Source organism: Mycolicibacterium llatzerense (assembly GCF_000878195.1).
GTDB classification, from domain to species: Bacteria; Actinomycetota; Actinomycetes; order Mycobacteriales; family Mycobacteriaceae; genus Mycobacterium; species Mycobacterium llatzerense.
The window spans coordinates 1-23,094 of record NZ_JXST01000064.1; the positions used below are offsets into that span (position 1 = coordinate 1).

Below are 23,094 nucleotides of genomic sequence, written 5' to 3' on the forward strand. Positions count from 1 at the left end.
CCATCTGCCTGGCCCGCCGCCGCGTGAACGTCCTCTACGCACTCATTCGTGACAACCGGACCTGGGAACCCGACGCGCATCAAATCGCCTCTGCAGCGGCTTGACAACGTCATTGAGAGTCCTTTCGCGTGATTTTGGGTTGGCTGTGGGGGGTTGCGCCGGGGGTGGGGGAGGCTCGGTCACCCCACCCCCGGGAAAGTTGTGTCAGGCGGCGACGGTCTCGCGGTGCAGAGCGGCGCGCAGGCGGAGGCCGATCCACTCGCCGACCTGGGGGGAGACGGCGTTGCCGTAGCCGTCGACCTGATTGCGGGCCGATCCCCAGACCACGAAAGTGCCCTTGTAGTCGACGAAGTCGACGTCGAAGCCGCATCCCCGGCCAATCTCATGAGGGGCCATCATGCGGAAGTAGCAGTCGTCGAGTGTCAGGTCGGCGAGCATGGCGTGCCATTCGGCGGTCATCATGGCCGTGGTGTCAGCCGAGGTGATGGTGCCCAGTGGGTCCGACAGCGGGTGCGGCGCGGTCTCGGTACCGGTGCTGCCGTTCTGCTTGAACCAGCCGCTGAACAGGACGCCCTGGGTGACGGCCGACCCGACGACCGTGCCCATCGGTTTGTCGACCGGGTAGGCGCGGTACTTGGCTTCCTCGATGGAGCCGTTGCACTGGACGCGGCCTGCGGCGGTGAGAAGGCCGGGGATCTGGTCGGAGGTCACCGTTGGCATGGCCTCGGCGTGGGTGGTGGGAATGGTGTTCTGGCGGAAAGGAATCACGCCACTGGTTACGAGCGCGAGGGTCTCGGAGCCGCCTTGGGTGGGCAGCGCTTCGTCGGCTCCGCGCGGTGCACCCTGGTAGTTGCTGACTGCCAGCAGGACCGCTTTCTCATGCGTGCTGGTTACGGTGTCCATCGGCAGTGTGAGGTGCTTGCCGTCGCCGTTGTGCCGGTGCGCGGCCATCGTCTGACCGGTGACCGCGACCGGCGGGGTGAGCAGGCCCGTGGCGTTGGTAGCGGTCTGCGCCCACAGTGGTTGGCTCAGGTCGCGGCTGCGGCACGTCGATCCGGGACGTTCGTAGGTGTTTCCGGCTGCGGCGACCAGTGCGCCGGTGGACAGGATCGCGGTCTCCTGCTGGCTGGTTTGCGTGGCCATCGGCTGCCAGGGGTGGCGCTCGGTACCGTGCAGCGCCTTGGCCGGCATCAACACGGCGGGGAAGTCGGCGAACCGCTGGCGGCAGCGTTCGGCGCGCGCTCGGGTCGCGGGCTTGAGGGGCCTCTTTCGTTCGCCGATCTTGGTGCCGAGGTTGGTCAGGTCCATCGCGGCCAGCGAAGGGGTCAGGTGCGGGACCACGACGCCTCGGCAGGACGGGCAGCGGTAGTTGTATTGCTTGCCGTAGCGCACCGAGCCGGTGGGGGGAACTCCGGTCTTCCACGTCCACACGGCCTCGACGACCTTGTCGCACGACGGGCAGATAGCCAGGGGTCGGTGGTCTAGGTCGGGGGTCGGAATCTTCTTGTCCCAGAATGCGATGTACAGGCGGTCACGCGACTGGGGGACTCCAAAGAACATGCTGTTGAGGTAGAGAACCCTTATCCGGACTACCGGGGCGGGATTTGTGACCATCCACGACCGACGATGCGGGAGCAGACCCCGGTATCGGTCGATCCACACCTTGACGCACTTGCGCGATACGCCGGTGGCGGCGTGCGATGTGCGCCTGCTTCCATCCGATCTGGCGGCGTTGCACGATGAGGAGCCGACCGTGGGTGGTCAGACGTGCGCTCGGTGGGACATGAAACCTCCGAAAAGTTCAGGCGGGAAGGTGCTCTGGTCATGGCACGCCTGAGCCGGGAGCCCGTGCGGGACGCCCGGCTCTGTTTGAAATGGGTGATGTTGGTCGGTGCGCCGGTGATCAGCTGGCGGTGTGCCACGCTTTGTGGACGAACTCCAGTTGGTTTCTAGGTCCAGTTGCGTACGTCGGCGCAGTGCCGCAGGAAGCCGAGCGGAACGGTCGGCTGCAGCACGGACGGTTTCCACCCCGTCGCCTCCTGCACGAAACCGCCCTTGTCACCCCGCCCCGGCCGCCACACCTTGTCGGCGACGGGGAGACAGTTCCAGTTGATCGGGCCACCATCAGCCGTCGACGTCGGCGGATCAAAACTCGCGTCGTACCGGCTCGCGTTGTCGGCGCCGTGGTCACCAAAGGCCGGCGCACCCGTGAGGAACCCGGAGCCCTCAACGAACCAGTGGATCGCGACGAGGCCGTACTGGCTCACGCCATGCCTCTGCAGATACTTGTCCCACTCCCGGAACAGGTCGTAGGCCGAGATCTCATCGGGTGTGTACTCGTCGGAAATCGGGTCGCAGTCGGCCTCCCAACGCCACCGCAGCGGGAAGTCGGAGCGGGTGTATCCGGTGTCCAATGACACGACGTTCCAGCGGTTCTCGGCTTCGGTGTACAGGCTGCTCTCATCGCTCATGTCCACATCCTGCCGTGGTGCCATGCCGCGTAGACCGAAGTTCACTCCAAGCGCAGTCGCTCAGTCCCCCGGCTGGACCTGTGCGAGTCCGATCCAGATGCGGTACTCCCACTCCTCCGGCTCAGCGTGGCGACCGACGTACATGCTCCGGACCCGCTCGATCGTGGCATCAGCGGACAAACCCCAGTCGGGGACCTCATTCCCGTCGCCCGGCAGATCCCCGACGCTGACCAACCCCTCATCCAGCAGCGCACGCAACACCGTCGTCACCACGTCGAACCGTTCGCTGTCGCCCGCCGCGAGGCGCTGCTGCGTCACGATCTGATCGACCTCGATCATGGGCACCCAGTCGTAAGCCGCGGCGTTCAGGATCTCGCTGCGCAGCGTGTCCTGCGCACCACCCACAGGTTCCGTCATCGCTGGCTGCTCCTCATGTTCGCCATCATCTCAGTGCCCCTCGAAGTCACGGGGACTCTCATTCGGGTTGTCCTCCCCGAGGATCGGAAACGGGTGGTTGATGCTCCCCGGCGGGTGCACCGGCTGCGGCCCGAACGGCTCCGCGGACGGCCCGCCCCAGCCCCCGATACCCGGCGTGGGTTTCACCGCGGGTGCAGGCTCGACGACCGGTGCCGGTTTGGCGGCGGGACCGCCTTCCACTGCTGGCGGTGATGCCGCCCGCGGCGCTTGCGGTTCCGCCACCTTCGGCGCCTCGACCGGTGCCTTCGGAGCCGGGATGCTCGGTTCGGCGCCCTTGTCGGGGTTGATGTGCACCTTGATGTAGCCCCGTCCGGGCACGTTCACGTCCAGCGCCGACTGGCCAGTGGACCGCGCAGCGGCACGCTCGCCCACTGACGTGCCATCGGGCAGGTCCACCGAAACCCCGTTGGTGCCGCCGTACCGCCCCGGATTCTCCACCCCGTTCTGCTTCATCCACTGCCAGAGCCGATCGATATCCGCCTGTGAGCGCACCACCTTGATGTTCGGCCTGCTGTCACTGGGCAGCTGATCGAGCACCTTGGCGATGTCCTGCCCGTTCGGCCCGGGCGGCGGCGGAGGCGGGACCGGACTGTCCTGCTTGAAGCTGTAGTCCACCATCTGCGTCGCGGGATCACCGTGCTTCCCGTCCTCGGGGAACTGCAACGTCTCCAGCGGCGCGAGCGCCGATGTGATCTGCGCGGCGACCTTCTTGTCCAACGCGGCGAGGGCCTGCACTTTCGCGTGGATGTCCTGTCCGAAGGCGATCGCCTGCTGCCGCCGCGACGGAGGACCGAACACCGTCGAATCGCGGACCGACAGGTCCTGCTCGACGATGAACCCCGCGGCTTCAGCCTCCTCGATCGCGGTCAACGCCTGCTGCTTCGCCCAGGTGAGATCGCCGGCGCCCACGGTGGCGTGCCCCGCGGCGGTGTAAAGGGCGTCACCCACACCACGCACCTTCACCACGTCGCGCCAGCTGCTCTCCACGGCGGTGTCCGCCGCGGTGCCCGCCCATTCGGTGCCGCCGGGGCGCAGCATCCCGGAGTGGATCGTCGTGAACTGGCCCTCCGCTTCCCGCGCGGCGGTGGACCAGTGGGTGGCAGCGGTCTCGAGGTGGGTGAAGTCCCATGCCTCGATGTCCGAGCGGGTCAGTGCCCCGCTGCCCCACGCAGCCATCTCAGACTTGCAGCGTGCGGATCGACTGAGCCGAGTCATCGTCGGTGGCCGCATACGCGCCCGCGGCGGCCCGCAGCGTGTCACCGGTCGACGTGGCCCGGACGGCCAGCGCGGTGAGCACGCCCCGCACGGATGTGTGGCCGTGCTGAACCGCGGAGACGGTCGCCTGCGTGAGATGACCGGTAGGCGCCGGTGCCGCAGCGGCGGACAGCGCGGCGGCGGCAATATCGCACATGGCAGCGTGCGAACGGAGACCTTCCGCGTCGACCTTGATGGCTTCTGCCACGACCGATCCCCCTCCCCAGGAGATCCAAGGATAAGGCCAGATCCGGTGCGGCTCCGACGCTGATTTCGATGGAAACCGGGGCCAGGCCGGCGAAGTGGAACCGATTCGTCGGTGCGGCGCTGTAGCGTCCCGACCGTGCGCGCCGACGAAGTAACGGACCCGCTGCCCGAGCTCAGCGCTGACCAGATCGATGAGATCCGCCGCGGGGTCCGTAATGCTGCGGCCGCATCCCACACCGAACTCGCCCGCGTATGTGCGGGCTACTGCGAGCACTTCAATATCAGCTACCAGACCATTCGGAAACTCGCCGATGTGCCACTGCCGAACTACCTCGACATTGGTTCAACGACCCGCGCTCGGCAACCCGTGCAGCCGCCCACTTCGTCGCTGACCGCGGAGCAAACTGCGGCTCTACTGGACGCGTACCGCGACACCTTCTTGACGTCGAAACCGACTGCGGCCGCACGGGAGTGCATCGAAGCGTTCGCACTCCAATTCGAGGTGCCAACGGCGGCGATCAGGGAGGTACTCGCGACCGACGAGCGTGCTAACCGCCAGCAGTACGGGGCGTTGCGAGAAGCCGGGAAGCGCCAGCGTGCGGCGGCGGCCGAGAAGGAGCAGCAGCAGCGCGCCGAGGCGAAGCGTCGCGCAGCTGAGGAGGCACAGCGGAAGAAACAGCTGAAGGACATGCCCAAAGGCATGCGCGTCGAGGACTACGTGAGCAGGGCGACTCACTGCCCGGTGTGCGCCCGGGACTTCGGCACCAACCGCATCCCGCCGCACGGCAAGCCTCATGCGTGCCGAGGATCAGGACGACTCGGAGCGACTCTATGCTCGATCCACCAGGCCCGCCGCGAGAACGACAAGTCACGCCGCGCAAGCGGTAGCCGTAGCGTACGGACCGTTGGGGGCGGCCTGCCCGGCCTGGGCCACCGGGCTTAACGGCGACCCGGGAGGCCGCAGCATGACACCAACCGAGCGACTTCTGACGATCCTGCGATTTCTCGGCGAAGCGCGCGGGGCCGACGCGGCGGACGCGCAAATGATCCGCGACGAGATGGGCATGTACGACGGGATCGCCGGTGCCCGTAAGTGGCGCCGTGACATCCGCACACTCCGGGACCGCGGACTCATCGAAACCGACCTGACGAAACCGATGACTCCCAACAGAACCGGCATTCGCCTCCGTGTACCCAAGAAACCGGACCGTCTTCACCTCACCAGTGACGAGCTCATGGCGATCTGGCATGAGTGGCGAGCACGACGATCTGGAATCGGCAGCGTGTCTCCGTTCCTGACCTCGCTAGACAGCGCTACTCACGAGATCGACGACGTGGGCCGTATCCTGCGCTTCCTGGAGCACAGCGAAGACGAGATCGAACTGGTCCAACTCGCAGAATGGATGCAGGTCCCCGAAAGCCGCGCGGTCGAACTTCTCAACGTCTTGAGCATGGAGAGCGTCTTCAACGGTGGACTGGTCGTCAGTGTCGAACTCGCCTCCGGAGACGATGACGGCGATGATCCGCAGGTGACCGCCGTGCGAGTCTTCCGGGGACGTCCGTGCGCCGGGAGCCCGATACGCGGCCGCGGCATGGATGAACTCGGATTCTTCCCTTACTCGCTGTCCGAGACTGTGGAGCGCCTGGCACTCATCGAGCAAGCTCTCGCCTCGGACGACGTCGGCGAGGGGCGACGCCGCGTCCTGCGCAACGCGCAACACAAGTTGTTCGAGTGGCGCGACACCTTGACCGACAGGCCGATGTCCTAACTCTCCGGATCGTGGTGTGAGTCAGGAAATTCCACACCGAATCGAGGACCGTCATGCCTACCGAAGTCACCGCGAACATCATGATCGGCGCTGTGTCCAACAGCTCCCACCACGGCGCACCTTCTAGCGGCGCTACTGGAAAGTTGTTCTGCCCCAGCCACATTCTGGTCCTGATGGAGGGGACCCGCGCTACGTGGGTGGTTCAACGCTGCCCGTCAGTGGGCCGGCCTACCCACGGCCCGCAGACCCGGCGCATCTGCCCGTCCTCCCCCGATCATCTGCTGGCCGCCGCTGTGCTCGGGTACACCGCGATGACTCAACCCGACGCGGTGAGTGCGTCAGCCGAACTGCGGGATGCCGTCATCGAGGATGCTTCCACCGGGGACGTGCGCATCGTGCCGCTGGACCGCGATCTCGCTTCGCAGGTGTTCGACACCTGCGGCGCGTATGTGTACGCGATGGTCACCGCCCTTCCCGGCAGCTCGATCAACGATGACGAGCTGCGACTCGCCGCAGATGCAGGCATGCAGATAGCCGTGGCCGCACGTTCCGTTGACAACGCGGCGGTTATGCAGTGAAAGTCGCCGGTGCGGAACCGATCATCCGCGGCGTGCGTCTAAATGGTCATGGACGAATACGCGGAGGACCTGTCGGGACCGCGGCTACCCGACGACGTGGAGCAGTTCTTCGCACGGGAGCGGGCGTGGCACCGGCAGCTGCGCGGAACGGGCTTGGTGACGCCGGCGGAGTCGACCGCCGAACTCCTACGATGGGTAGAGCGATGACAGCTACTCGTGCTGAGGGTTGAGCCGGCACTGGTGTGTGCCCGCGAAGCAGTCGAACGGGTCGTAGGGCTTGGTGGTGACCTGTTTGAGCAGCGGAACGTGTGACTCCCAGTCCCAGCTGAGCCACCGCGCGACGCACAGCCCTGTGACACTGACGGCCCCGGCAGCCTTGAGTGCAGCGGCGGTCGACTGGATCGATGTACCCGTCGCCCACGTGTCGTCGACGAGGAGGACCCTCTTCCCTTCGACCCTGGACCGCCACTTTTCGGGTACCGCGAAGCGGTCGGCGTTGGCGACGCGCGGCAAGTTCACGGGACCGGGTTCGAGGGCCACGCGCTGGATCTCGTGCGGACCGCCAGAAGCGGGGTCATCCACCGCGAGCCGTGCCACGTTGCGCGCGATACCGGCGACCGGGTGCAGCCCCTCCCGCGGTGTTCGCGACGGAACGAACGCGGCGGCATCCCACCCGCCGTCCACGGCAAGCATGCAGGCGTCATGGATCCAAGTGACGACGAATGCGAGCTCGTGCACATGCTCCACGCAGAGCTCGGTGGGAGGGATCTCCTTGTAGAGCCGCATCGTCTGCGCGCTCTGCGACCAACCTCCGGGATTCTGTCCGTCGGCGTACGCGAGGAAGAACGTCTGATCACAGGTCGCGCCGTCCAGGGCCGCCTCAGTGGACTGGCACCGGGAGCACACGTCGGAGCCCGACGCGGGTCCGCGGCAGACACGGCAGATACCGGGACCGGCTGCGATGTTGTGGAAGTACGCGACTTTGCCCAGAGCGACGGCGATGTCGTGACGCAGCTGCACGTCGGTCTGCCGGTCGGTCACCAGGCGGTGCCCACCGGCTGACGAGCCAGGTGGGATCGCACCGTCTGATCCGCGGCGGCGATCTGTTCCAACTGCGCAACCGCTTCACCTGCGGTGCTCGCCACGAACACATCAGGCCGGTCACGGAGCTCCCTGCCCCATGTCGTGCCGGTCGCGACACTGCTGTGCAGCACCAACCTGCGACCATGGGCGACCGCCTCCGTCGCCTGGTGCTTGGTACCGGACTTCTCGGAGGCCTCGGCGATCACCGTCACGCCGGAGTAGGCGCTCATGGTCTTGTTGCGAGCAGGGAACGCCCACGGAGCGCCCCGGAATCCCGGAAGGAACTGCGTGAGCAGCAGTCCGCGTTCAGCAATGGTGGCCTGCAGCTTGGCATTCGGCGCCGGGTACGCATGGTCGATACCGGTGCCGATGACACCCACCACACGGCCGCCCAGTTCCAGCGCGGCGGTCATCGCGGCCGTGTCGATTCCCTCAGCGAGCCCGGACACCACAGTGACATCGTGAGCCGCGAGACCAAGCGCGACACCGCGGGCGAAGTCGATGCCGGCGGCTGACGCCTTGCGAGAGCCGACGATTGCAACGCTGTAGGCATCCGTAGCGAGGGTGCCCTCTGTCATCAGCAGTGCCGGCGGACGCCGTGCTGCCCGCACCCGATCCGGGTAGGCGGTATCGAGAACCGTCAGAGCTCGCCAACCGCGCGCAGTCCACTGCTCGACGTCACGGGCCGCAGCATCGCGATCCGGCTCAGTTCCCGGTACCGACACGAGGGTCGTGGCAACGTGTTCTTCCCACAGCTGATCAGCGGAGCCGACGTCGAGTAGCGCCTCTCCGATGCCGGCCAGCGTCAGCGTCTTCGGCAGATCGCGCATCAGGGCCACCACGGTGGAGGCAGCTGAATACGCCATGCTGCACCTCCGTTCCCTGATCAGCATGCTAGGGCGAGGCTATCCCGCCCTGCGGGTGACGGCACCCGACACTCCGTCTACGACCAGCAGTGTAGAGAGCAGGTCTGACAGATCGCGGTGGTCGACGAACTGCCGGGTTACGGGTATGCCATGCCTTCCGCGGCGAACAAAGCCTCGATCAGGATCCCGTTAGTCGCTCCCAACAGCCGTTCGTCGATACCGTCGATCTTCAAGTCGAGCGCCTGCAGCGCCCCACCGACCTTGATGACGGCCAAGCATCGACGGACACGATCGGAGTGGTCCTGCGCGTAGCGCGCGAGCGCCGACCACTTCGCGGAGGTGTCGGCGAGGTCGTAGCGATGCGGGTCCACGATGTCCATGACGAACTCGCCGCTCGCATCGTCGTGCCAGAACAGGAAGTCCGGGTGCATCAGCTGGTACTTGTCGCCGAACAGGTACGGCACCGCAAGCGCGTGCTGCCCCGACGACGGGTTCCGGTACCAGCCCACCAATGTCTGCGCGGAGAGCTCCGCTTTCAGCACGGCGGACTCCCACGACGACCGGGACGTGTCCACCGGGAATCCGCCGGCGTCCGGCTTGCTGTCAGGGATCACGTACAGGTGGTACGGGTATGTGGTGATCGGTTCGGTGGTCTGCCCGCGCACCTTCTCCGTCGCCGCCGGGTACACGTCGCGCACCTCGACCGTCGTCGGCAGCATCGGCATCCCTCCCAGATGCCAGAGCGGCTCGATCTGATCACGCACATGTCGCGGACGCCGCGACACCTCCGATCAGTGCTGCTCCTTCCAAGAGCTGATCAGCGCGGCGGCCTGCGTGTCGATGATCTCCTTGAAGCCCAGTTCGGCCATGGCGGTCAGGCGTGCGGCCGCGTCGACCTCATCCTCTCCGGCATCGCACAAGTCGTTGTAATACCAGTTGGCCGAGCCGTCCGGCAGGACCCGTTGGGCGCGGCGGAAATACCCATCCAAGTCGCGTTCGTTGGTCGCAGTGTCCGCCTTGCCGACGCTCTCCATGATCGTCTCGCCGTACGCGACCATGGTGGTACTTACGGTCAACGACAGGATGTCCGCGACCTTGGCGTCGATCTCGTGGCTCCGCTGGCCGTCCGCTGCGCGCATCTGGTCGACGATCCACTGCTTGGCCTTCGCCGAACCCTGAGCCACGAGGCCGTGCTCGGTAAGCGCCGCAGCGAGACGCAGAAGCTGCGCCGTGCGGGAGCTGAACGTCGCCCTCTGCCGGGTGTACGACGGCGTCGTGTCGAGCAGGTCGAACACCTCCGACGGAACCTTCGACGAGCGTCCGCACATCACCGGGGCCACGACGACATCGACCTCGACTGTCTCGTCCTCAGTGAGCGCGTTGACGACTCGCGCCACGTGCTCGGTGCGGAACCCGGGCAGGTACGCGGCCACCTCGTTCAGGCGGTCATCGCCGCCTTCGATCCGCTTGGCCAGCGGCGTCCGGACTAGTCGCCCGATCAGCTGGGCGATCTCGGTGTAGGAGTCCTTGCCCTGAAACGAGACCAGCACCTCGGCTCGTGGGCAGTCCCAGCCGGTGGTGAGTGCTGACTTGAAGAGCACCACCCGGGCACGGTCGTCGTCTGAGATCGCCTCGGGTGGCAGGTAGCGGACGGTGCGATCTCCCACCTTCAATGGGCCGTGGGGGTCGCCGAAGGCGTGCGCGACGGCGTAGTCGCTGAGCTCCGGCCACGTGGACTCGATGACGGAAAGTATCTCCGGCAGTTGACGATTCGCAGGGTCCTGTGCGACCTGAACTACCAGCAGCGGCTCCACCAGCCGGTCGCCGGTGGTCTCGTGGTGCGCCCTCCAGGCCGCGTCCGCGCTTTTCAGATCCTCCACGGCGAGCGCCAGCATTGTGTTGTTCGCCGACTGTGACTCCCCCAGGCTGCGAAGCAGAATTCGGTCCTTGAGGAGTCCGGATTCGCGCACGTCCCCGGCCTTGACCTCGACCAGTCGCATGGTGCGGTCCGCGGCCTGCATCGCGGCTTGGAACCGGTCCGGGGTGGCCGAGATTCCGAGCACCACCGGTGCGGCGGGCTGCGTGGTCCCGATGTTCGTCACGCCGCCGCCGACGATGGTGCCGGCGATCGACTTCCGCTCGGTACTTCTCGTCCCCGAACCGCGGTGCGCCTCGTCCCAAATCACAACTAAGTCTTCGCCGCGCTCCCGGACGGTGTTGGCGATCATGTCCCAGCCGCCGTACGTGCGCCGGTCGTTGTGAGTGCCGTCGGGTCGGGTTGCGTGCAAAGTCGAGTTCTTCTGCATCGCCTGGATGTGGACGAAGTAGATGAAGCCTGGAGCGAGGGTGCGGTAGTCCTCTTCACCCAGGTACCTGATCTGGGTGAGGTCGATACCACCACCGGACGCCTGATGGATCTTCTTGATCGTCTGCGCGTTGAGGGAGCGGTCGTCGGTGATCCACAGCACCGTCATGTTCGGGTTAGCCAGCCGCGTCGGGGTGCCCTTGTAGATGCCTTCCAGCACGGCGGTTGCGATGACTGTCTTGCCCGCTCCAGTAGGGGCTGTGAGGCCAACAGCTGTGCGTTCACCGTCGTCGAGGTACCCGGCTCGGGCCTTCGCCAGGTTCGAGAGCACCGACTCCACGGCCTTGGTCTGATACGGCTCCAGCGCGAATCTCACCGCGTACCGCCGACCGTGTTGATGGTGTAGTTCGACAGGTAGTCCTCGTACAGCTGGACCGTTTCGATGCCGACCGGGAGTCGTTCGGCGGCCTGCTGGTACTCGGCGGGCGAGTCGGTGATGATGAACAGCACCGACGGCGCGCAGTCGGCGATCGAGGCATCGGCCACCGCGGTAGCGAACCCGGTGAGCGCGTCGATGTCGAAGAGGACCCCGTAGTTTTCGGTCAATGCCCAGCCCTCCGCTGGAAGCTCTTCAATCCGCTGGCCCCGGGCTCCGCCTTCCAGCCAGAACAACGGAGCCACGGCGGGGAACTCCTGGCCGCGGCGCACCGAAGATGGGTCCAGGTAGGTGAGGTCGAACATCTCCACATTCGCAGCGAACCCGTCGGAGTACACCGATCCGTCCGGGCGCTTACCGGTGACCACTGTTGAGATACGCGGGCGGCAGACGTACTCGAACACGCCGCGAGCCTCCCACTCTTCATCACCCGGATGCAGACCGGCCGTTCGAAGTCTCCTGGCCTCGCCGGAGCCGACCTCGTTGTTGGTGACGAGGATCGACTGGCGAGTTCCACCGTCCTGCTCGTTGAGTCGCATAACAGCTTCGGTCGTCGTTCCAGAACCGCCGAAGAAGTCGAGCACGACCGCATCCTCGGACGCGACTATCCCGATCCACCGAGTGATGATTTCCACGTCCTTCGGGTTTGGGAACCGGCGATCACCCAGCACAGCCTCCAATCGTCGCGATCCCGGCATGCGCGGCTCGGAAAACGTCGGGTACGGCACGCGGTCTTGCTGATCAGCGAGGTACCGCTTCAGTCTCGGGGTCGTGGATTCGTCGGCGCCGAACAGGATTCGACCATCGGCGATGAGCTCCGCCATCGTGTCTTTCGCGTAGCGCCAGCCGTTCATCGGGGTGGGAACCGGGCGACGGGTTCGCGGGTGCTTGACCTTGTAGATCAGGTTGGGTCGGCGGTTAGGGCTGGTCAGGTTATCAGCTTGGAACACCCGTCCTTCCGCGTCGATCTGGTCGTAGCGGAACACCGACGGCTCCAGCTGTCCGCGCAACGGTCGGAGCGCTGCGCGGTACAGCCGGGTGGCTTCCTCCGGATCACCCGCTGCCTCGGTCCAGGCTTCCTCCGCGGCCGCAAAGGCGTCTTCGATCCCGGGCTTGCGTTCCTTCCACCGGCACTCGGTCTCCGACAATCGGGACTCATCGCGTGCGTACACGAGCATGTAGTCGACGCCGCCGGCGGTGTAGCGCGCATCGTTCTTGCCGCTGCCCTGCCAGGTGATGTTGGCGAGAAAGTTCTGGTCTCCGAAGACCTGATCCAACAGCATTCGGAGGCGATGATGCTCCTCGTCGCCAATCGCGACGAGGAGCACGCCCGTGGGCTTGAGCAGGTCTCGGGCGATGAGCAGCCTGCGTTCCAGGAACGACAGCCACTTCGACGACTTCGCACGGTCGTTCTGGTCGACGTAACGGTCGTTGTAGATCCACCCCTCGTTGCCGGTGTTGTATGGCGGGTCGATGTAGATCAGGTCGACCTTTTCGCGGTGGGTGGACCGCAGCGCCTGCAGGGCGTGGAAATTCTCTCCGTTTATCACTAGATGCCACGGAGCGTCCTCGGGACCGTTCGGGATCCGGTCTACCGAGTGCAGACCGGGGTAGATCGGCTCCCCGAACTCGCGGATGACGATCAGTTCAGACACCGGCCGCTCGCCGCCGTCACCACTGAGCACCGCGACCTCGCGGGTCCGGTCGGTGAACCGTTCCACCGTCCACGTCACTGCGGTGGATTCGTCACGTAGGGCGACACGGATGCCCTTACGGATCGGGTGGTCGGTCAGGCGCACAGACTCTGGTAGGTGACGGTCGAAAACAAGTCCGAACCGACGGGAACCGCGTAGCAGTTCAACCTCGCTGGCGAGCCGATTGCGCAGAGACCCGTCCTGGACCCGGCCGATCAATTGATCGAGGACATTGGTCTCGTCTGCCATCTAGCCGCCCCCTCCAGCGCCGTGTTCATCGATCCCCGAAGCCTATGTGGCCTTATGTTGGGGATGCCCGGCTGCTCCCGGTTTCTCGCGTTTGTCATGGTCCGGTGACCCGCCCGATGCCGAACGGCTATGGGGGCACTGTTCGGGCATGTCGATCGAGGCACCCGGCTACCGAGCGCATAGGTTCGGTGCTGTGACCTCCGTGCCTCCGTATCAGGACCTGCTCTGGCCCGCCGTCCAGGCGATACGCGACCTCGGCGACTCCGGGGCCATCGACGAGATCACCGAACGCGTCTTGGAACTCGGGGACTACTCCGACGCGCAACAGGCGGTCCTGCACGGCGACGGACCCGGGACCGAGATCGCCTATCGACTGGCCTGGGCGCGGTCGTACCTCAAGGGCATGGGCCTCGCCGACAACTCACGCCGCGGCATCTGGAGCCTCACAGAGAAGGGCCGCACGGTCACCGAACCGGAGATCGAACCCCTGCGGCAGCTGTATGTCGCCACGTCTCGCAGGGAACGCAAGCGCAAGGCAACATTGGACGAACTTGTCGAGTTGTTCGAGACGAACCCGGAGACGCCTCAGCTCGAAGCGGAGGAATCTTGGCAGGACCAGCTCCTCGAAGTCGTGATGACGATGGAGCCCGCCGCGTTCGAACGCCTCGCGCAACGGCTCCTACGCGAGGCCGGGTTCACCAACACCCGGGTCACAGGGAAGACCGGCGACGGTGGGATCGATGGCGTCGGGGTGTACCGGCTCTCCTTGGTGAGCTTCCCCGTGTTCTTCCAGTGCAAGCGTTACGTCGGCTCGGTCGGAGCCGGGGCGGTTCGCGACTTCCGCGGCGCGATGACTGGACGCGGTGACAAAGGCCTGCTGATCACGACCGGAACCTTCACGGCCGACGCCAAGGCGGAAGCCGCACGGGACGGCGCGCCACCGCTCGACCTCATCGACGGCGCCCGGCTGTGCGAGCTGCTCAAGGAGTTCGACATGGGAGTCACGACGCGGATTCGGCAAGTCGAGGACGTGTGGGTGGACGCCGCATTCTTCGAGGGGATCTAACTGGCCCGTCCGGTGCGACGACTGCGCACGCTGCTGGGAAGAGATCGACCGGCAGGTGCATGAGCACCGGCAATCACGGTAAACCGGTCGGCCACACGGACCGCGCCAGCCACGGCGTGGTAACTGCCGTCTACGCGGGTTCCGCGTCGTAGAAGTCGTCGATCGTCCACGCCTCCGTCGAGATCGGCAGCTGCTCCATCTTCGTTCGGGTACCCCGGCGGTCCATGGCACGCGCAGTCATCTCGACGTTGATCGGCTCAGCTACCGCGGGACCGGGGATGACGGTGATCGCGTAGCCGTCCGCCGATTGACCAGGTCTGAGGTCGCCGACGGTCCACGTCACCTCGTAGACGTCGCCTTTGTCCTCGACCGCGCCCCCGTGCGGAGAGAAGTCGACGGGTCGAGACCACGCTGCGTTCGCGAGGGCTCTGTTGCGCATCTCGTCCAGCGGTTCCGGCCATCGCGGCCGCGGTGGGAGATCGTCGACGCTCGGCGGGGTTGTGTAGGCCAGCAGACCCCGCTTCGGGATCCGCACAGTCAGCTGGACGCCGGACACCGGGTCCTCAGTCGCGTTGCCCACGGCGAAGTGCACGGTGTTCGAGTCATCGTCGAGAACGATTTCGCGGATGATCCGATCGAGAAGCCGGCGGCGCATCTGGGCCAGGTAGTCCGTCACCCGCTTCTCGAACTCCTCGGCGTCCTTCGGATCGGCGTACGTGCGCATCGACGCGAAGGCGCCAACCTGGCTGCTCAGCGAACCGTACGCATAGTCCGCAGCCCAACCCGGCCGAGCCGGGTTCGGTGCCGGCTTAGGCCGCGGCGCCGGACGGTCCGGCGGCTTGCCGCTGTTCGCCCTCACGTGCGTCTCGCGGCGGCGCAGCCAGTCGTCGCGGTCATCCTGTGTGATGCGCCACCGGATCAGTGGGACTGCGGCACATCGCAGATCAAGATCCAATTCCGGCTTCTGCAGGCCCTGCACGAGACGCTTGCTGAGCATGTCGATCTCGCCCGTGCCGGCCGGTTCGGACTGAGCCGTGCCGCGGTGAAACACGGTGCCCGCGGCGGCGTTGTACTTCGCACCGTCGTTGTACGTCTTCTGCAAGGTGTGGATCGGGTCCCCGGGCCGCGGTGCCTCGACGACGATCACCAGCACGGTGACCTCTTCGAACGGGACATAGAACGGAGTCCAGCGGGGACCGCCCATGTACGTCTTGATCGCCTGCCCGAGCTCGGCATGATCGACGGCACCCACACCAGCTGCGGCTCCCGGCTCAACGCCCACCACCATGTACGCGACGCCCTCGCAAGCGAGCTGTGCCTGCTCAACGGAGCGGTTGGCGAACCCGAGGATCGCTTTCGCGACGGCGAACTTGCCCGCCGCCTTCGTGAGGTCGAGGGCGTTCTTCCACTCCAGCCAGTTCGTCTCCTGGGTGCCGGCCGGTGAGCCGTGGATCGCCGCGACCAGAGTGAACAGCTCGTCGCCGGTGCGCATTGCCCGAGTCGTGTCTATGTCGCTCAGCAGGAGGGGCTCAGGATCCACCAGATCAGCGTATGCGGCAGGGATGACAGCTCCAGCGGGGCGACAAGTCGTCAGATCGGCTCGGCGACGCTCCACCAGCAGGACCTAAGCGATTCGGCCCCATAGACCTGCACCTCGTACCTGACCCCGAGCTCCTCAAGCCAGCGCAGCGTTCGCTCCCTCACCGCGTACAGGGTGCGGGCCAGCACGGCATTGTCGGCGGGTTCACCGGCAGCGGGGATCGCGGCGAACATGTCCAGTAGGTCCGGCCAGAATCCCGCCATGTAGCGATCCCACTGCTCCGGCGACGGGTTCGGGGCTGACCGGTCGTCACCGTGGTACAAGCGATAGGCGGCGTACGCGACAGCCTTGACCACTTCCTTCGCCGCGGTCAGCACAATCACGCGCGTACGAAGACCCGAGAATTTGAGGGCACGCTCAACTTCAAGGGCTCCGCGGAACTCGGAAAGATTTTGGCGAAAGCCAACGCGGAAGGAACCGCCAAGGGCGGTGTCAGGAGTGCATCCGAGTTCCAGCATGAGCCCATCGGGCATTCGCCCGCTGATTTATGTTGCGTAGCAACGACAATCGCGCTTTCAGGCAGGCGATTGGCGCTTGAAGACTTTCACTACCTTCAATGCGACCGCCACCGGGTGGCGGTCTGCGCCGCCAAACGCTCGACGGCATCGCTGCGTCCTTGTTGCAACGCCTCGTGCGGTGTGCGCCCGTGCAGCTGGTCGCTGGATGTGCGCATCCACAGTGCAATTTGCCAGCTGTCAGCGGTGCCCCGGGCCAGGGTTGCCACGATACGTCCAAGGCCGGGCAGCAAAGTGTCGTCAGCTGCTACCTGGAAGGTCGGGAAGACCAACATGCTCTCAGCTGTGGGGCAAGCCAGCAGTTCATTCCGACGGACCAGGGCTGTGACCGTATCCACCGAGACTCGCAGCCGATGTGCGATCTGCGCGGTGTCGTGGAAGGGCCCGATGAGCTCGTCGAGCGCGTTCGCATCGTCGGTTCCCTTCGAATCGGGGTCGATATCAGCCTCCTTTGCCGATCACCGGTGAGTCACCGGGGGCGGTCATCGGCCGCGCCCTCCGGTGTGTTCGTTCATTCGATTTTAGGTCGGCCTCCCGCGCTGACGGCACAGACGACTGGCGTCATGTATTGGGGTTGCGGGTGTGGCTGATCATGGTGAGGGACTGTGAACGCTGGCCGCATCCACCTCATCAGACAGCTGGTCGTAGTCGATGGCTCGATTAGCTTTGTGCTGCACGGCAGTTCGTGAAACCAGGTTGTACGGCCATTCAGGTCGCGGAACGGATGCGCGTAGTTCAACCAGTGGTACACGATGGTGGCCCGCTCGGCGACTTCACTATTGTCTGTCGTTGCTGGTAGCGCCGTTCCAGCTCTTCGCGCACTGCAACATTCGGATTACCCGCCGTATTTGACCGCGCTGAATAGTAGGTCGGCGAGTTCCCGGGCGAGCTTCATCACTCGCAGCGGCTGAGCGACCACCTACCCGCAAACGTTTACGTTGTCGGCCTTGGTGGCGTCGGGCGGCTGGTGTTCACGACCACAGCTCCCGCATGACCCCGACGAAGTCCCGCCGCGTCTCGACCATCCGCTGCTCCCACTCGGCCGTCCGCTCCCGCTGCGCGGCGTACACAGCCCGCTCGCGGTCGGTCGGCGGCCGCAGCATCGAGCGACTGCCGTCGACTCGGACCAGCCGGTCACCCGATGCAGCGAAAACCGCCCTCTCCTCGTCGGTAAAGTCCGGTGACGGCTCACTGAGCCGGTCGATCAGGTCCTGGTAGCGGGCGCGGCGTTCGCCATCGCAAAATGTGATAGCCCAGTCCTGGTGATAACGCAGCGACGCGATGGCCAGGTCGTTGAAACTGTCGTCGAACTCGTCAATGACCCAATCGAAGACCGCGTCAGTGAACCGAGGTGGCGCACCTACAGCCTCGCCGTAGGTGAGGCTGCGCCGGTAATACACGATTGCGATTGGGCCGATCGGCAACAGACTCCGCCTGTAGAGCCCGCCCCGCTCAAGCCGGTTCCATAACGGTCCGTCCCCGCTGTGGTGACGGCGCAGTTCGATCCGTCGGCGGCCAATTGTGACCGCAACACCAGGTTCCTCGTCGCGGTCCCTGCGTGCGCGCAGGGTCAGCGCAACGGTGAAGTCAAGCATCGCCGGGCTCCTCAGGGTGGAATGGGCAAAGCCTGCCAGGCTATCGGGTCAGCACATAACTGCGCCAGCGGATTCGGCAATGGCGCGGAGACAGCCGCCGAGCGTCACCGTTGCTGCCTCCTCGAACGGTGCTGGATAACAGTGTGTAAGCCGCTCGCTGGTGTCCGTGCGGGGTCGAAATACGCTCCGAACTGAGCCCGTGAGCCCTAAAAGGCACCCCGCCTGGCCGGCCTGGACCGGCCTGGATGCCCGGCTCGACCAGGTAGCGCGGCTGATGCGCTGCGCCGGTATCCCCTCTGAAACGGTGGTGCGTTGGCTCGGTCATTTTCAGATTACTGACGCGAGCTGACGGCACGGAAGACTGGCGTCATATATTCGGGCGCCGGACGTGTTTGACCTTGGTCGGGAACGGTGAACGCTGACCGTTGAATCCACACATCACCGGGAACCTTGCTGTAGTCGATGACCCGGTCTGCTTGTGCTGCAACATAGTCCATGAAAATTCGGGTTACGCGGCCATTCAAGTCGCGGAATGGATGCGCGTAGTTCAACCAGGAGTACACGATGGCGGCCCGATCGGCGAAGTCGTTGTCTGTTGTCTCAGGCCAGTCAGTTTCAGCCACAACCCGGGCCGCTCGTTCGAGGCAGGTGGCGATCGTTTCGACTGGCGCGAACTGTGACCACTGCTTGCCCATTGGTACCGACCGGTAGTTGCCGGCCCAGTCGTAGAGGTCTTGCGCCAGCTGACGGTGGAGGGCACGTAATTGAGCACCATCGAGCGGGTCGGGGACGCTAGGGGTGTCAATTACCGCTTCGATTGTGCGGATGGCGACCACGATGCCCGCGACGTGTTCAAGCTGCAGGCTGTCACGGATGTTCAGGCGGTTGACCAACACGGCCGTACCAGGGTAGATGTAGTCGTCCCATGATGCTGTACTCCAATCTCGTTGTACTGAAGTAATTTCTGCATCCGCGTGACCTATTTTGAGCGCCTGCAGTTCCTGCACGCGGTGAACAGCGTCGGTGGCTGTGATGGTGCCTGCCGCGACGCGGTAAAGCAGTTCGATGTCGTCTGTCGAGGCACGCCAACCTTCAATTGCGCCGCTGGCTACGCTGCTTCGCACAACCTCGAGTTGTGCTGCCGTCAGCACAGGCTTGTCTGGTGACATGCTGACTCAAACCCGGGACCATTCACTTGTGCTGTTGCATCATCTGCAAAGCTCGCTCATGGCTCTCGCGGTCACGTTGCCCGTCGCGATACTCGACCTTGCCTTGCTCGCGATTGCGCACCAGTTCGATGTACCCGTGGATGGCATGTTCCAACCGATACCAGGGATCGGGCGGTTGCGATAGGTCGCCTTCGCGTCGTCGGGGGATCTGTACCCACGTCAGATTCCACATGAGTTCGATCATGGGCGCGTTATCGCGGACCAGTTCCTTGTCCTCCGCATCCTGCACGAAATTCTCAAACGGCCACTGATGCATCCCCCAGAAATCACGCGGCACGTCGACCTCAAAGCCCATGGCTCGAACCATATTGCTAGGCAACGCTGATACAAGGCCCTGCACTCGCGTTTTGTTCTGGCTCGTGCCGTTGGCTTTGTATTCGCCCCATGCGGCGGCTAGGTCGATCAGAATCTTCCGCATCTCAGCGCACCACGCCCTGTCCATGGCTGCATCGGCATCGCGCTCGACTTCGCGCCGCTTGACCACCTCGTCAAACGTTTTATTGGGGATATCGTCGAGTACGTCTCTGAACGTCTTGCGTTCCGCTTCACCGACGGGCAACCATTCCAATTCGACTGCGTTGCCACTACTTCCGAAAGTGAAGTGGGCGTGAAATGCGACGGCGTGGCCAGGTTCTACAGTCGGCCCGTCCTCGCCTTCGTGCTGTTCGAAGCTGAGCATCGTGTGCGGGTCGACGTTGATGAATCGGACGTCTTGGGCTGCCAACGTGCCGGTGTTGCGTAGCACGTAGCGGTCCCCTTCGGGATGCACGGTGATCGTCCATCCGTACTTGGCGCGGAGCAATGATCAGAACCTGTGGATGAGCCTCGGGGGGTGGCGTAGGAAAGGGCGCACCTTCCCGAGGATGATCTGAATATCCGTAGGTCCGATCAAGAGCCGGCGTTGGCGCGCTGGTTCGGGAAGGTACGCCCATGCTCACGGTAGTTCACGACGCCGAATCGTCCAATGAGGACGCTGGTGCAGGCCGGTCGTTGTTGGATGAGATTGTCCGCGACGGTGCCCGGCAGATGCTGGCCGCCGCGTTGCGCGCCGAGGTCGCCGCCTACATCGACGCTCACGCCGGTGCGGTGGATGAGAACGGGCACCGGCTGGTGGTGCGCAACGGCTATCACCGCGAGCGTGAGGTGCTTACCGCCGCGGGTGCGGTGAGGGTGAGCGCGCCGCGGGTCAACGACAAGCGGGTCGATGCTGATACCGGTGAGCGGCAACGATTCTCGTCGGCGATCCTGCCGGCCTGGGCGCGCAAATCTCCGCAGATGACCGAGGTGTTGCCGCTGCTGTACCTGCACGGCTTGTCCACGAGCGATTTCGGGCCGGCGTTGGAGCAGTTCCTGGGCTCGGGTGCCGGTTTGTCGGCCACCACCATCACCCGGCTCACCGCGCAGTGGCAGGACGAAGCCAAGGCCTTCGAGCGCCGCGATTTGTCGGGCACCGATTACGTGTACCTGTGGGTCGATGGCATCCATCTCAAGGTCCGGTTGGAGCAGGAGAAGCTGTGCCTGCTGGTGATGATCGGGGTGCGCGCCGACGGCCGCAAAGAGCTCGTCGCGATCACCGACGGCTATCGGGAGTCCACCGAGTCGTGGGCTGATCTGCTGCGCGACTGCAAACGCCGCGGCATGACCGCGCCGGTGCTGGCCGTCGGTGACGGTGCACTGGGGTTCTGGAAAGCGGTGCGGGAGGTGTTCCCCGAGACCCGGGAGCAGCGGTGCTGGTTTCATAAGCAGGCCAATGTCCTGGCTGCACTACCGAAGTCGGCGCATCCGGGGGCGATCGCGGCGATGCGGGAGATCTTCAACGCCGAGGACATCGACAAGGCTCAGGTCGCGGTCAAGGCGTTCGAGGTCGACTACGGCGCCAAATACCCCAAGGCGGTGGCCAAGATTGTCGATGACGCCGATGTGCTGCTGGAGTTCTACCGCTACCCGGCTGAGCATTGGGTCCATCTGCGCACCACGAACCCGATCGAATCAACTTTTGCCACAGTGCGGTTGCGGACCAAAGTGACCAAGGGGCCCGGTTCCCGTGCAGCAGGAATTGCCATGGCCTACAAGCTCATCGACGCCGCCCAAGCCCGCTGGCGCGCCGTCAACGCCCCACACCTGGTCGCCCTGGTCCGCGCCGGCGCGGTGTTCCACAAAGGCAAACTGCTCGAACGACCCACCGACATCACCCCGCCAACACCACCATCAAACGGCGATCAGCACACCGAAACGGAGGTCGCCTGAAACACCCGATCCACAGGTATTGACAATTGCTCCTTGGCGCGTTCCTCGTTCGCCTGCGCGCGCGCCTCAGCTGAATGCGCGAGCGTAGATGCCTTCGATGAATTGTGCGCTGATCTGGACGCTTGGAACTGAGCGAAGCACGCGACGGCGAACGCACCGACTGCAACGAGCGTCGCGGCGGGCGAGTGGTAGTGCTTCCACAACCAGAAGTCGAACGCGCCGAACACGACAACGACGACTAGCGCCACCGTCAGGGATAGTTTCACCGGCCACTCCTTACGCCTCACTCATTGGCACCAGCAGGGTAGCCGTTGCATCCGACAGTCCTGGGTACAGAATGCTCGAAGAGGTTGATCTCAAGACCCCACATCGATGATTATCGGGATACCTAAATCAGTCGCCTGTTTGCCCGTTTCGGCTGCCCTCGCATTCATCCGGTCAAGGCTTGTCAGCTTCGCGGCTGCGGCGTTGAGGCTGACGTTGAGGCCTTCGACTTCTCCGGTCCAGCCGTTGCTGTTCGCTTCGGCGATGCGATCTCTCAGGTTCGCAATGATCTCAGTTAACCTATTGCGGGCCTTGGGGTCTAGTCGCAAACTCGGGCAGCGGATACACGCGTGCTCGTGTTTGCACGGTGTTCCGTATGGTCGTCCGCATGTGCCGAGCTCGAGTTTCCTGAGCTCGAAGTGCTGTTGGAATTCGCTCCATTCTTCGTTGGTCGGTTCGCGGTACTCGGCTTCGGGCCTTTGTTGGCGGCGCGTGTCGAGGAAGGCGCGGTATGTACGGACAAGCTGTTCGGGAAACACAGCCGTGTAGCCCTGGGTTGTGTTGACGTTCTTGTGGCCCAACAGCCTTGACACGATGTGGATCGGAAGGCCGCTGCTGACTGCATCGGTGGCGAACATGCGGCGAAAATCGTGTGGGGTGTAACGCAGGGGGCTTCCGGCCGCATCCACCAGCCCCGTCCGCCCGAGGGTCTCATTCAGCCATGACTGGATGGTATTTGTGGATGGGATGTACCAGTTTCCGCCAAGCCGGGTCAAGCCCCTGGAAGTGGTGTAACTGAATGGTGATCCTTCGTGGGTGGTCAGGCGGGTAGTTGCATCAGGTCATCGGTGCTCACCTCCGTCGGCGAGCTGGTGGCGGGGTCGGTGGTCAGGGTGAGTCGGCAGCGGCTGAGGACTTCGAGACCGAGGTAGCGGCGGCCTTCGGCCCATTCGTCGGTCTGCTCGGCCAGGACGGCGCCGATGAGGCGAACGATGGCATCCCGGTTCGGGAAGATCCCGACCACGTCGGTGCGGCGTCGGATCTCCCGGTTGAGCCGCTCGGTTATCCGGCCCTCGGCGCCGGATCAACCCCTGGTGGTCGACTCGAGTCAGCGGTCGAGGCGGTGGAGGTGGTCCGTCAGTGCGTCGGTGACGCGGTGGTGGCGGGCGGCTTCGTCGAGCCAACCACG

At 64.9% G+C, this 23,094-nt stretch carries 23 protein-coding genes and 3 pseudogenes; 6 read left to right on the plus strand and 20 right to left on the minus strand.

Going from position 1 to position 23,094, the window contains the following annotated elements; translation table 11 throughout:
- Positions 1–204: 204 nt before the first annotated feature.
- The 5 genes and pseudogenes from TL10_RS27795 to TL10_RS27815 form a co-directional block, all read right to left on the minus strand.
- A pseudogene (locus TL10_RS27795) lies at positions 205–1,587 on the minus strand (DNA cytosine methyltransferase); the annotation flags it as partial.
- Positions 1,588–1,949: 362 nt separating this feature from the next.
- Positions 1,950–2,471, minus strand: a complete 522-nt coding sequence (locus tag TL10_RS27800; RefSeq protein WP_043988208.1) for a hypothetical protein — start codon at positions 2,469–2,471, stop codon at positions 1,950–1,952.
- A gap of 60 nt (positions 2,472–2,531) precedes the next feature.
- Positions 2,532–2,888: a hypothetical protein gene (locus TL10_RS27805; protein WP_016894737.1), complete on the minus strand. Its 357-nt coding sequence runs from the start codon at positions 2,886–2,888 to the stop codon at positions 2,532–2,534.
- 30 nt (positions 2,889–2,918) lie between these two features.
- The gene (locus TL10_RS29875; protein ID WP_016894738.1) at positions 2,919–4,124 is read right to left on the minus strand and encodes a hypothetical protein; all 1,206 of its coding nucleotides are present in this window, start codon (positions 4,122–4,124) and stop codon (positions 2,919–2,921) included.
- 1 nt (position 4,125) lies between these two features.
- On the minus strand, positions 4,126–4,410 hold the full coding sequence (locus TL10_RS27815) for a type VII secretion target (RefSeq protein WP_016894739.1): 285 nt from the start codon (positions 4,408–4,410) through the stop codon (positions 4,126–4,128).
- 135 nt (positions 4,411–4,545) lie between these two features.
- On the opposite strand from TL10_RS27815, the gene TL10_RS27820 reads away from it, so the two are divergent.
- Genes TL10_RS27820 through TL10_RS31870 form a run of 4 tightly spaced genes read left to right on the plus strand, consistent with a single transcriptional unit; the run spans position 4,546 to position 6,963 of the window.
- A complete protein-coding gene (locus TL10_RS27820; protein ID WP_016894740.1) occupies positions 4,546–5,352 on the plus strand; it encodes a hypothetical protein in 807 nt (268 codons plus the stop codon).
- A gap of 22 nt (positions 5,353–5,374) precedes the next feature.
- Positions 5,375–6,178 (plus strand): hypothetical protein, encoded by an 804-nt coding sequence (locus tag TL10_RS27825; protein WP_016894741.1) that lies wholly within the window; start codon positions 5,375–5,377, stop codon positions 6,176–6,178.
- A gap of 53 nt (positions 6,179–6,231) precedes the next feature.
- Complete coding sequence (locus TL10_RS27830) at positions 6,232–6,756, plus strand: hypothetical protein (protein WP_078332058.1); 525 nt, start codon at positions 6,232–6,234, stop codon at positions 6,754–6,756.
- Between the two features lie 48 nt (positions 6,757–6,804).
- A complete protein-coding gene (locus TL10_RS31870) occupies positions 6,805–6,963 on the plus strand; it encodes a hypothetical protein (RefSeq protein ID WP_157835599.1) in 159 nt (52 codons plus the stop codon).
- Positions 6,964–6,966: 3 nt separating this feature from the next.
- Here TL10_RS31870 and TL10_RS27835 read toward each other — a convergent pair whose 3' ends face one another.
- From TL10_RS27835 to TL10_RS27850, 5 genes are all read right to left on the minus strand, one after another.
- Positions 6,967–7,797, minus strand: a complete 831-nt coding sequence (locus tag TL10_RS27835) for a phosphoribosyltransferase (RefSeq protein ID WP_016894744.1) — start codon at positions 7,795–7,797, stop codon at positions 6,967–6,969.
- A complete protein-coding gene (locus TL10_RS27840; protein WP_016894746.1) occupies positions 7,794–8,705 on the minus strand; it encodes a DNA processing protein DprA in 912 nt (303 codons plus the stop codon). Before TL10_RS27840 ends, TL10_RS27835 begins: the two co-directional genes overlap by 4 nt.
- Before the next feature lie 137 nt (positions 8,706–8,842).
- Positions 8,843–9,430 carry a hypothetical protein gene (locus tag TL10_RS31875; RefSeq protein ID WP_234711556.1) on the minus strand — a complete coding sequence of 196 codons (588 nt, stop codon included), beginning with the start codon at positions 9,428–9,430 and terminating at the stop codon, positions 8,843–8,845.
- Between the two features lie 66 nt (positions 9,431–9,496).
- The gene (locus TL10_RS27845; protein WP_234711557.1) at positions 9,497–11,386 is read right to left on the minus strand and encodes a DEAD/DEAH box helicase; all 1,890 of its coding nucleotides are present in this window, start codon (positions 11,384–11,386) and stop codon (positions 9,497–9,499) included.
- Entirely contained in the window at positions 11,383–13,389 is a 2,007-nt protein-coding gene (locus TL10_RS27850; protein WP_043988209.1) for a site-specific DNA-methyltransferase, read from the minus strand. Before TL10_RS27850 ends, TL10_RS27845 begins: the two co-directional genes overlap by 4 nt.
- A 148-nt stretch (positions 13,390–13,537) precedes the next feature.
- On the opposite strand from TL10_RS27850, the gene TL10_RS27855 reads away from it, so the two are divergent.
- Positions 13,538–14,455 carry a restriction endonuclease gene (locus TL10_RS27855; protein ID WP_043988211.1) on the plus strand — a complete coding sequence of 306 codons (918 nt, stop codon included), beginning with the start codon at positions 13,538–13,540 and terminating at the stop codon, positions 14,453–14,455.
- Positions 14,456–14,585: 130 nt separating this feature from the next.
- Here TL10_RS27855 and TL10_RS27860 read toward each other — a convergent pair whose 3' ends face one another.
- From TL10_RS27860 to TL10_RS27885, 7 genes and pseudogenes are all read right to left on the minus strand, one after another.
- Complete coding sequence (locus TL10_RS27860) at positions 14,586–15,995, minus strand: hypothetical protein (RefSeq protein WP_176126543.1); 1,410 nt, start codon at positions 15,993–15,995, stop codon at positions 14,586–14,588.
- Between the two features lie 50 nt (positions 15,996–16,045).
- Positions 16,046–16,378, minus strand: coding sequence for a hypothetical protein (locus tag TL10_RS27865; protein ID WP_131630824.1), 333 nt, complete (start codon positions 16,376–16,378; stop codon positions 16,046–16,048).
- A gap of 230 nt (positions 16,379–16,608) precedes the next feature.
- Positions 16,609–16,845 (minus strand): hypothetical protein, encoded by a 237-nt coding sequence (locus TL10_RS27870; protein ID WP_016895537.1) that lies wholly within the window; start codon positions 16,843–16,845, stop codon positions 16,609–16,611.
- Between the two features lie 236 nt (positions 16,846–17,081).
- A pseudogene (locus TL10_RS32160) lies at positions 17,082–17,345 on the minus strand (Fic family protein); the annotation flags it as partial.
- A 196-nt stretch (positions 17,346–17,541) separates the two neighbouring features.
- Complete coding sequence (locus tag TL10_RS27875) at positions 17,542–18,165, minus strand: hypothetical protein (RefSeq protein WP_016895538.1); 624 nt, start codon at positions 18,163–18,165, stop codon at positions 17,542–17,544.
- A 332-nt stretch (positions 18,166–18,497) separates the two neighbouring features.
- Complete coding sequence (locus tag TL10_RS27880; protein ID WP_050545739.1) at positions 18,498–19,334, minus strand: Fic family protein; 837 nt, start codon at positions 19,332–19,334, stop codon at positions 18,498–18,500.
- 22 nt (positions 19,335–19,356) lie between these two features.
- The gene (locus tag TL10_RS27885) at positions 19,357–20,196 is read right to left on the minus strand and encodes a hypothetical protein (protein WP_016895540.1); all 840 of its coding nucleotides are present in this window, start codon (positions 20,194–20,196) and stop codon (positions 19,357–19,359) included.
- 128 nt (positions 20,197–20,324) lie between these two features.
- Here TL10_RS27885 and TL10_RS27890 point away from each other — a divergent pair, with 128 nt between their 5' ends.
- Entirely contained in the window at positions 20,325–21,641 is a 1,317-nt protein-coding gene (locus TL10_RS27890; protein WP_016895160.1) for an IS256 family transposase, read from the plus strand.
- Here TL10_RS27890 and TL10_RS30790 read toward each other — a convergent pair.
- From TL10_RS30790 to TL10_RS27900, 3 genes and pseudogenes are all read right to left on the minus strand, one after another.
- On the minus strand, positions 21,614–21,907 hold the full coding sequence (locus TL10_RS30790) for a hypothetical protein (RefSeq protein ID WP_234711558.1): 294 nt from the start codon (positions 21,905–21,907) through the stop codon (positions 21,614–21,616). The genes TL10_RS27890 and TL10_RS30790 overlap by 28 nt on opposite strands.
- A gap of 90 nt (positions 21,908–21,997) precedes the next feature.
- Positions 21,998–22,681: a tyrosine-type recombinase/integrase gene (locus TL10_RS27895; RefSeq protein WP_267884359.1), complete on the minus strand. Its 684-nt coding sequence runs from the start codon at positions 22,679–22,681 to the stop codon at positions 21,998–22,000.
- 44 nt (positions 22,682–22,725) lie between these two features.
- Positions 22,726–22,965 (minus strand): annotated as a pseudogene (locus TL10_RS27900) (transposase); the annotation flags it as partial.
- Positions 22,966–23,094 lie beyond the last annotated feature (129 nt).

Coding starts and splice junctions, on each gene's coding strand:
- TL10_RS27840 (WP_016894746.1), bottom strand. CDS start 8,705: ATGGCGTATTCAGCTGCCTCCACCGTGGTGGCCCTGATGCGCGATCTG.
- TL10_RS27800 (WP_043988208.1), bottom strand. CDS start 2,471: ATGAGCGATGAGAGCAGCCTGTACACCGAAGCCGAGAACCGCTGGAAC.
- TL10_RS27850 (WP_043988209.1), bottom strand. CDS start 13,389: ATGGCAGACGAGACCAATGTCCTCGATCAATTGATCGGCCGGGTCCAG.
- TL10_RS31870 (WP_157835599.1), top strand. CDS start 6,805: ATGGACGAATACGCGGAGGACCTGTCGGGACCGCGGCTACCCGACGAC.
- TL10_RS27825 (WP_016894741.1), top strand. CDS start 5,375: ATGACACCAACCGAGCGACTTCTGACGATCCTGCGATTTCTCGGCGAA.
- TL10_RS27805 (WP_016894737.1), bottom strand. CDS start 2,888: ATGACGGAACCTGTGGGTGGTGCGCAGGACACGCTGCGCAGCGAGATC.
- TL10_RS27830 (WP_078332058.1), top strand. CDS start 6,232: ATGCCTACCGAAGTCACCGCGAACATCATGATCGGCGCTGTGTCCAAC.
- TL10_RS27855 (WP_043988211.1), top strand. CDS start 13,538: ATGTCGATCGAGGCACCCGGCTACCGAGCGCATAGGTTCGGTGCTGTG.
- TL10_RS29875 (WP_016894738.1), bottom strand. CDS start 4,124: ATGGCTGCGTGGGGCAGCGGGGCACTGACCCGCTCGGACATCGAGGCA.
- TL10_RS27880 (WP_050545739.1), bottom strand. CDS start 19,334: ATGTCACCAGACAAGCCTGTGCTGACGGCAGCACAACTCGAGGTTGTG.
- TL10_RS27870 (WP_016895537.1), bottom strand. CDS start 16,845: ATGTTGGTCTTCCCGACCTTCCAGGTAGCAGCTGACGACACTTTGCTG.
- TL10_RS27890 (WP_016895160.1), top strand. CDS start 20,325: ATGCTCACGGTAGTTCACGACGCCGAATCGTCCAATGAGGACGCTGGT.
- TL10_RS27875 (WP_016895538.1), bottom strand. CDS start 18,165: ATGCTTGACTTCACCGTTGCGCTGACCCTGCGCGCACGCAGGGACCGC.
- TL10_RS31875 (WP_234711556.1), bottom strand. CDS start 9,430: ATGCCGATGCTGCCGACGACGGTCGAGGTGCGCGACGTGTACCCGGCG.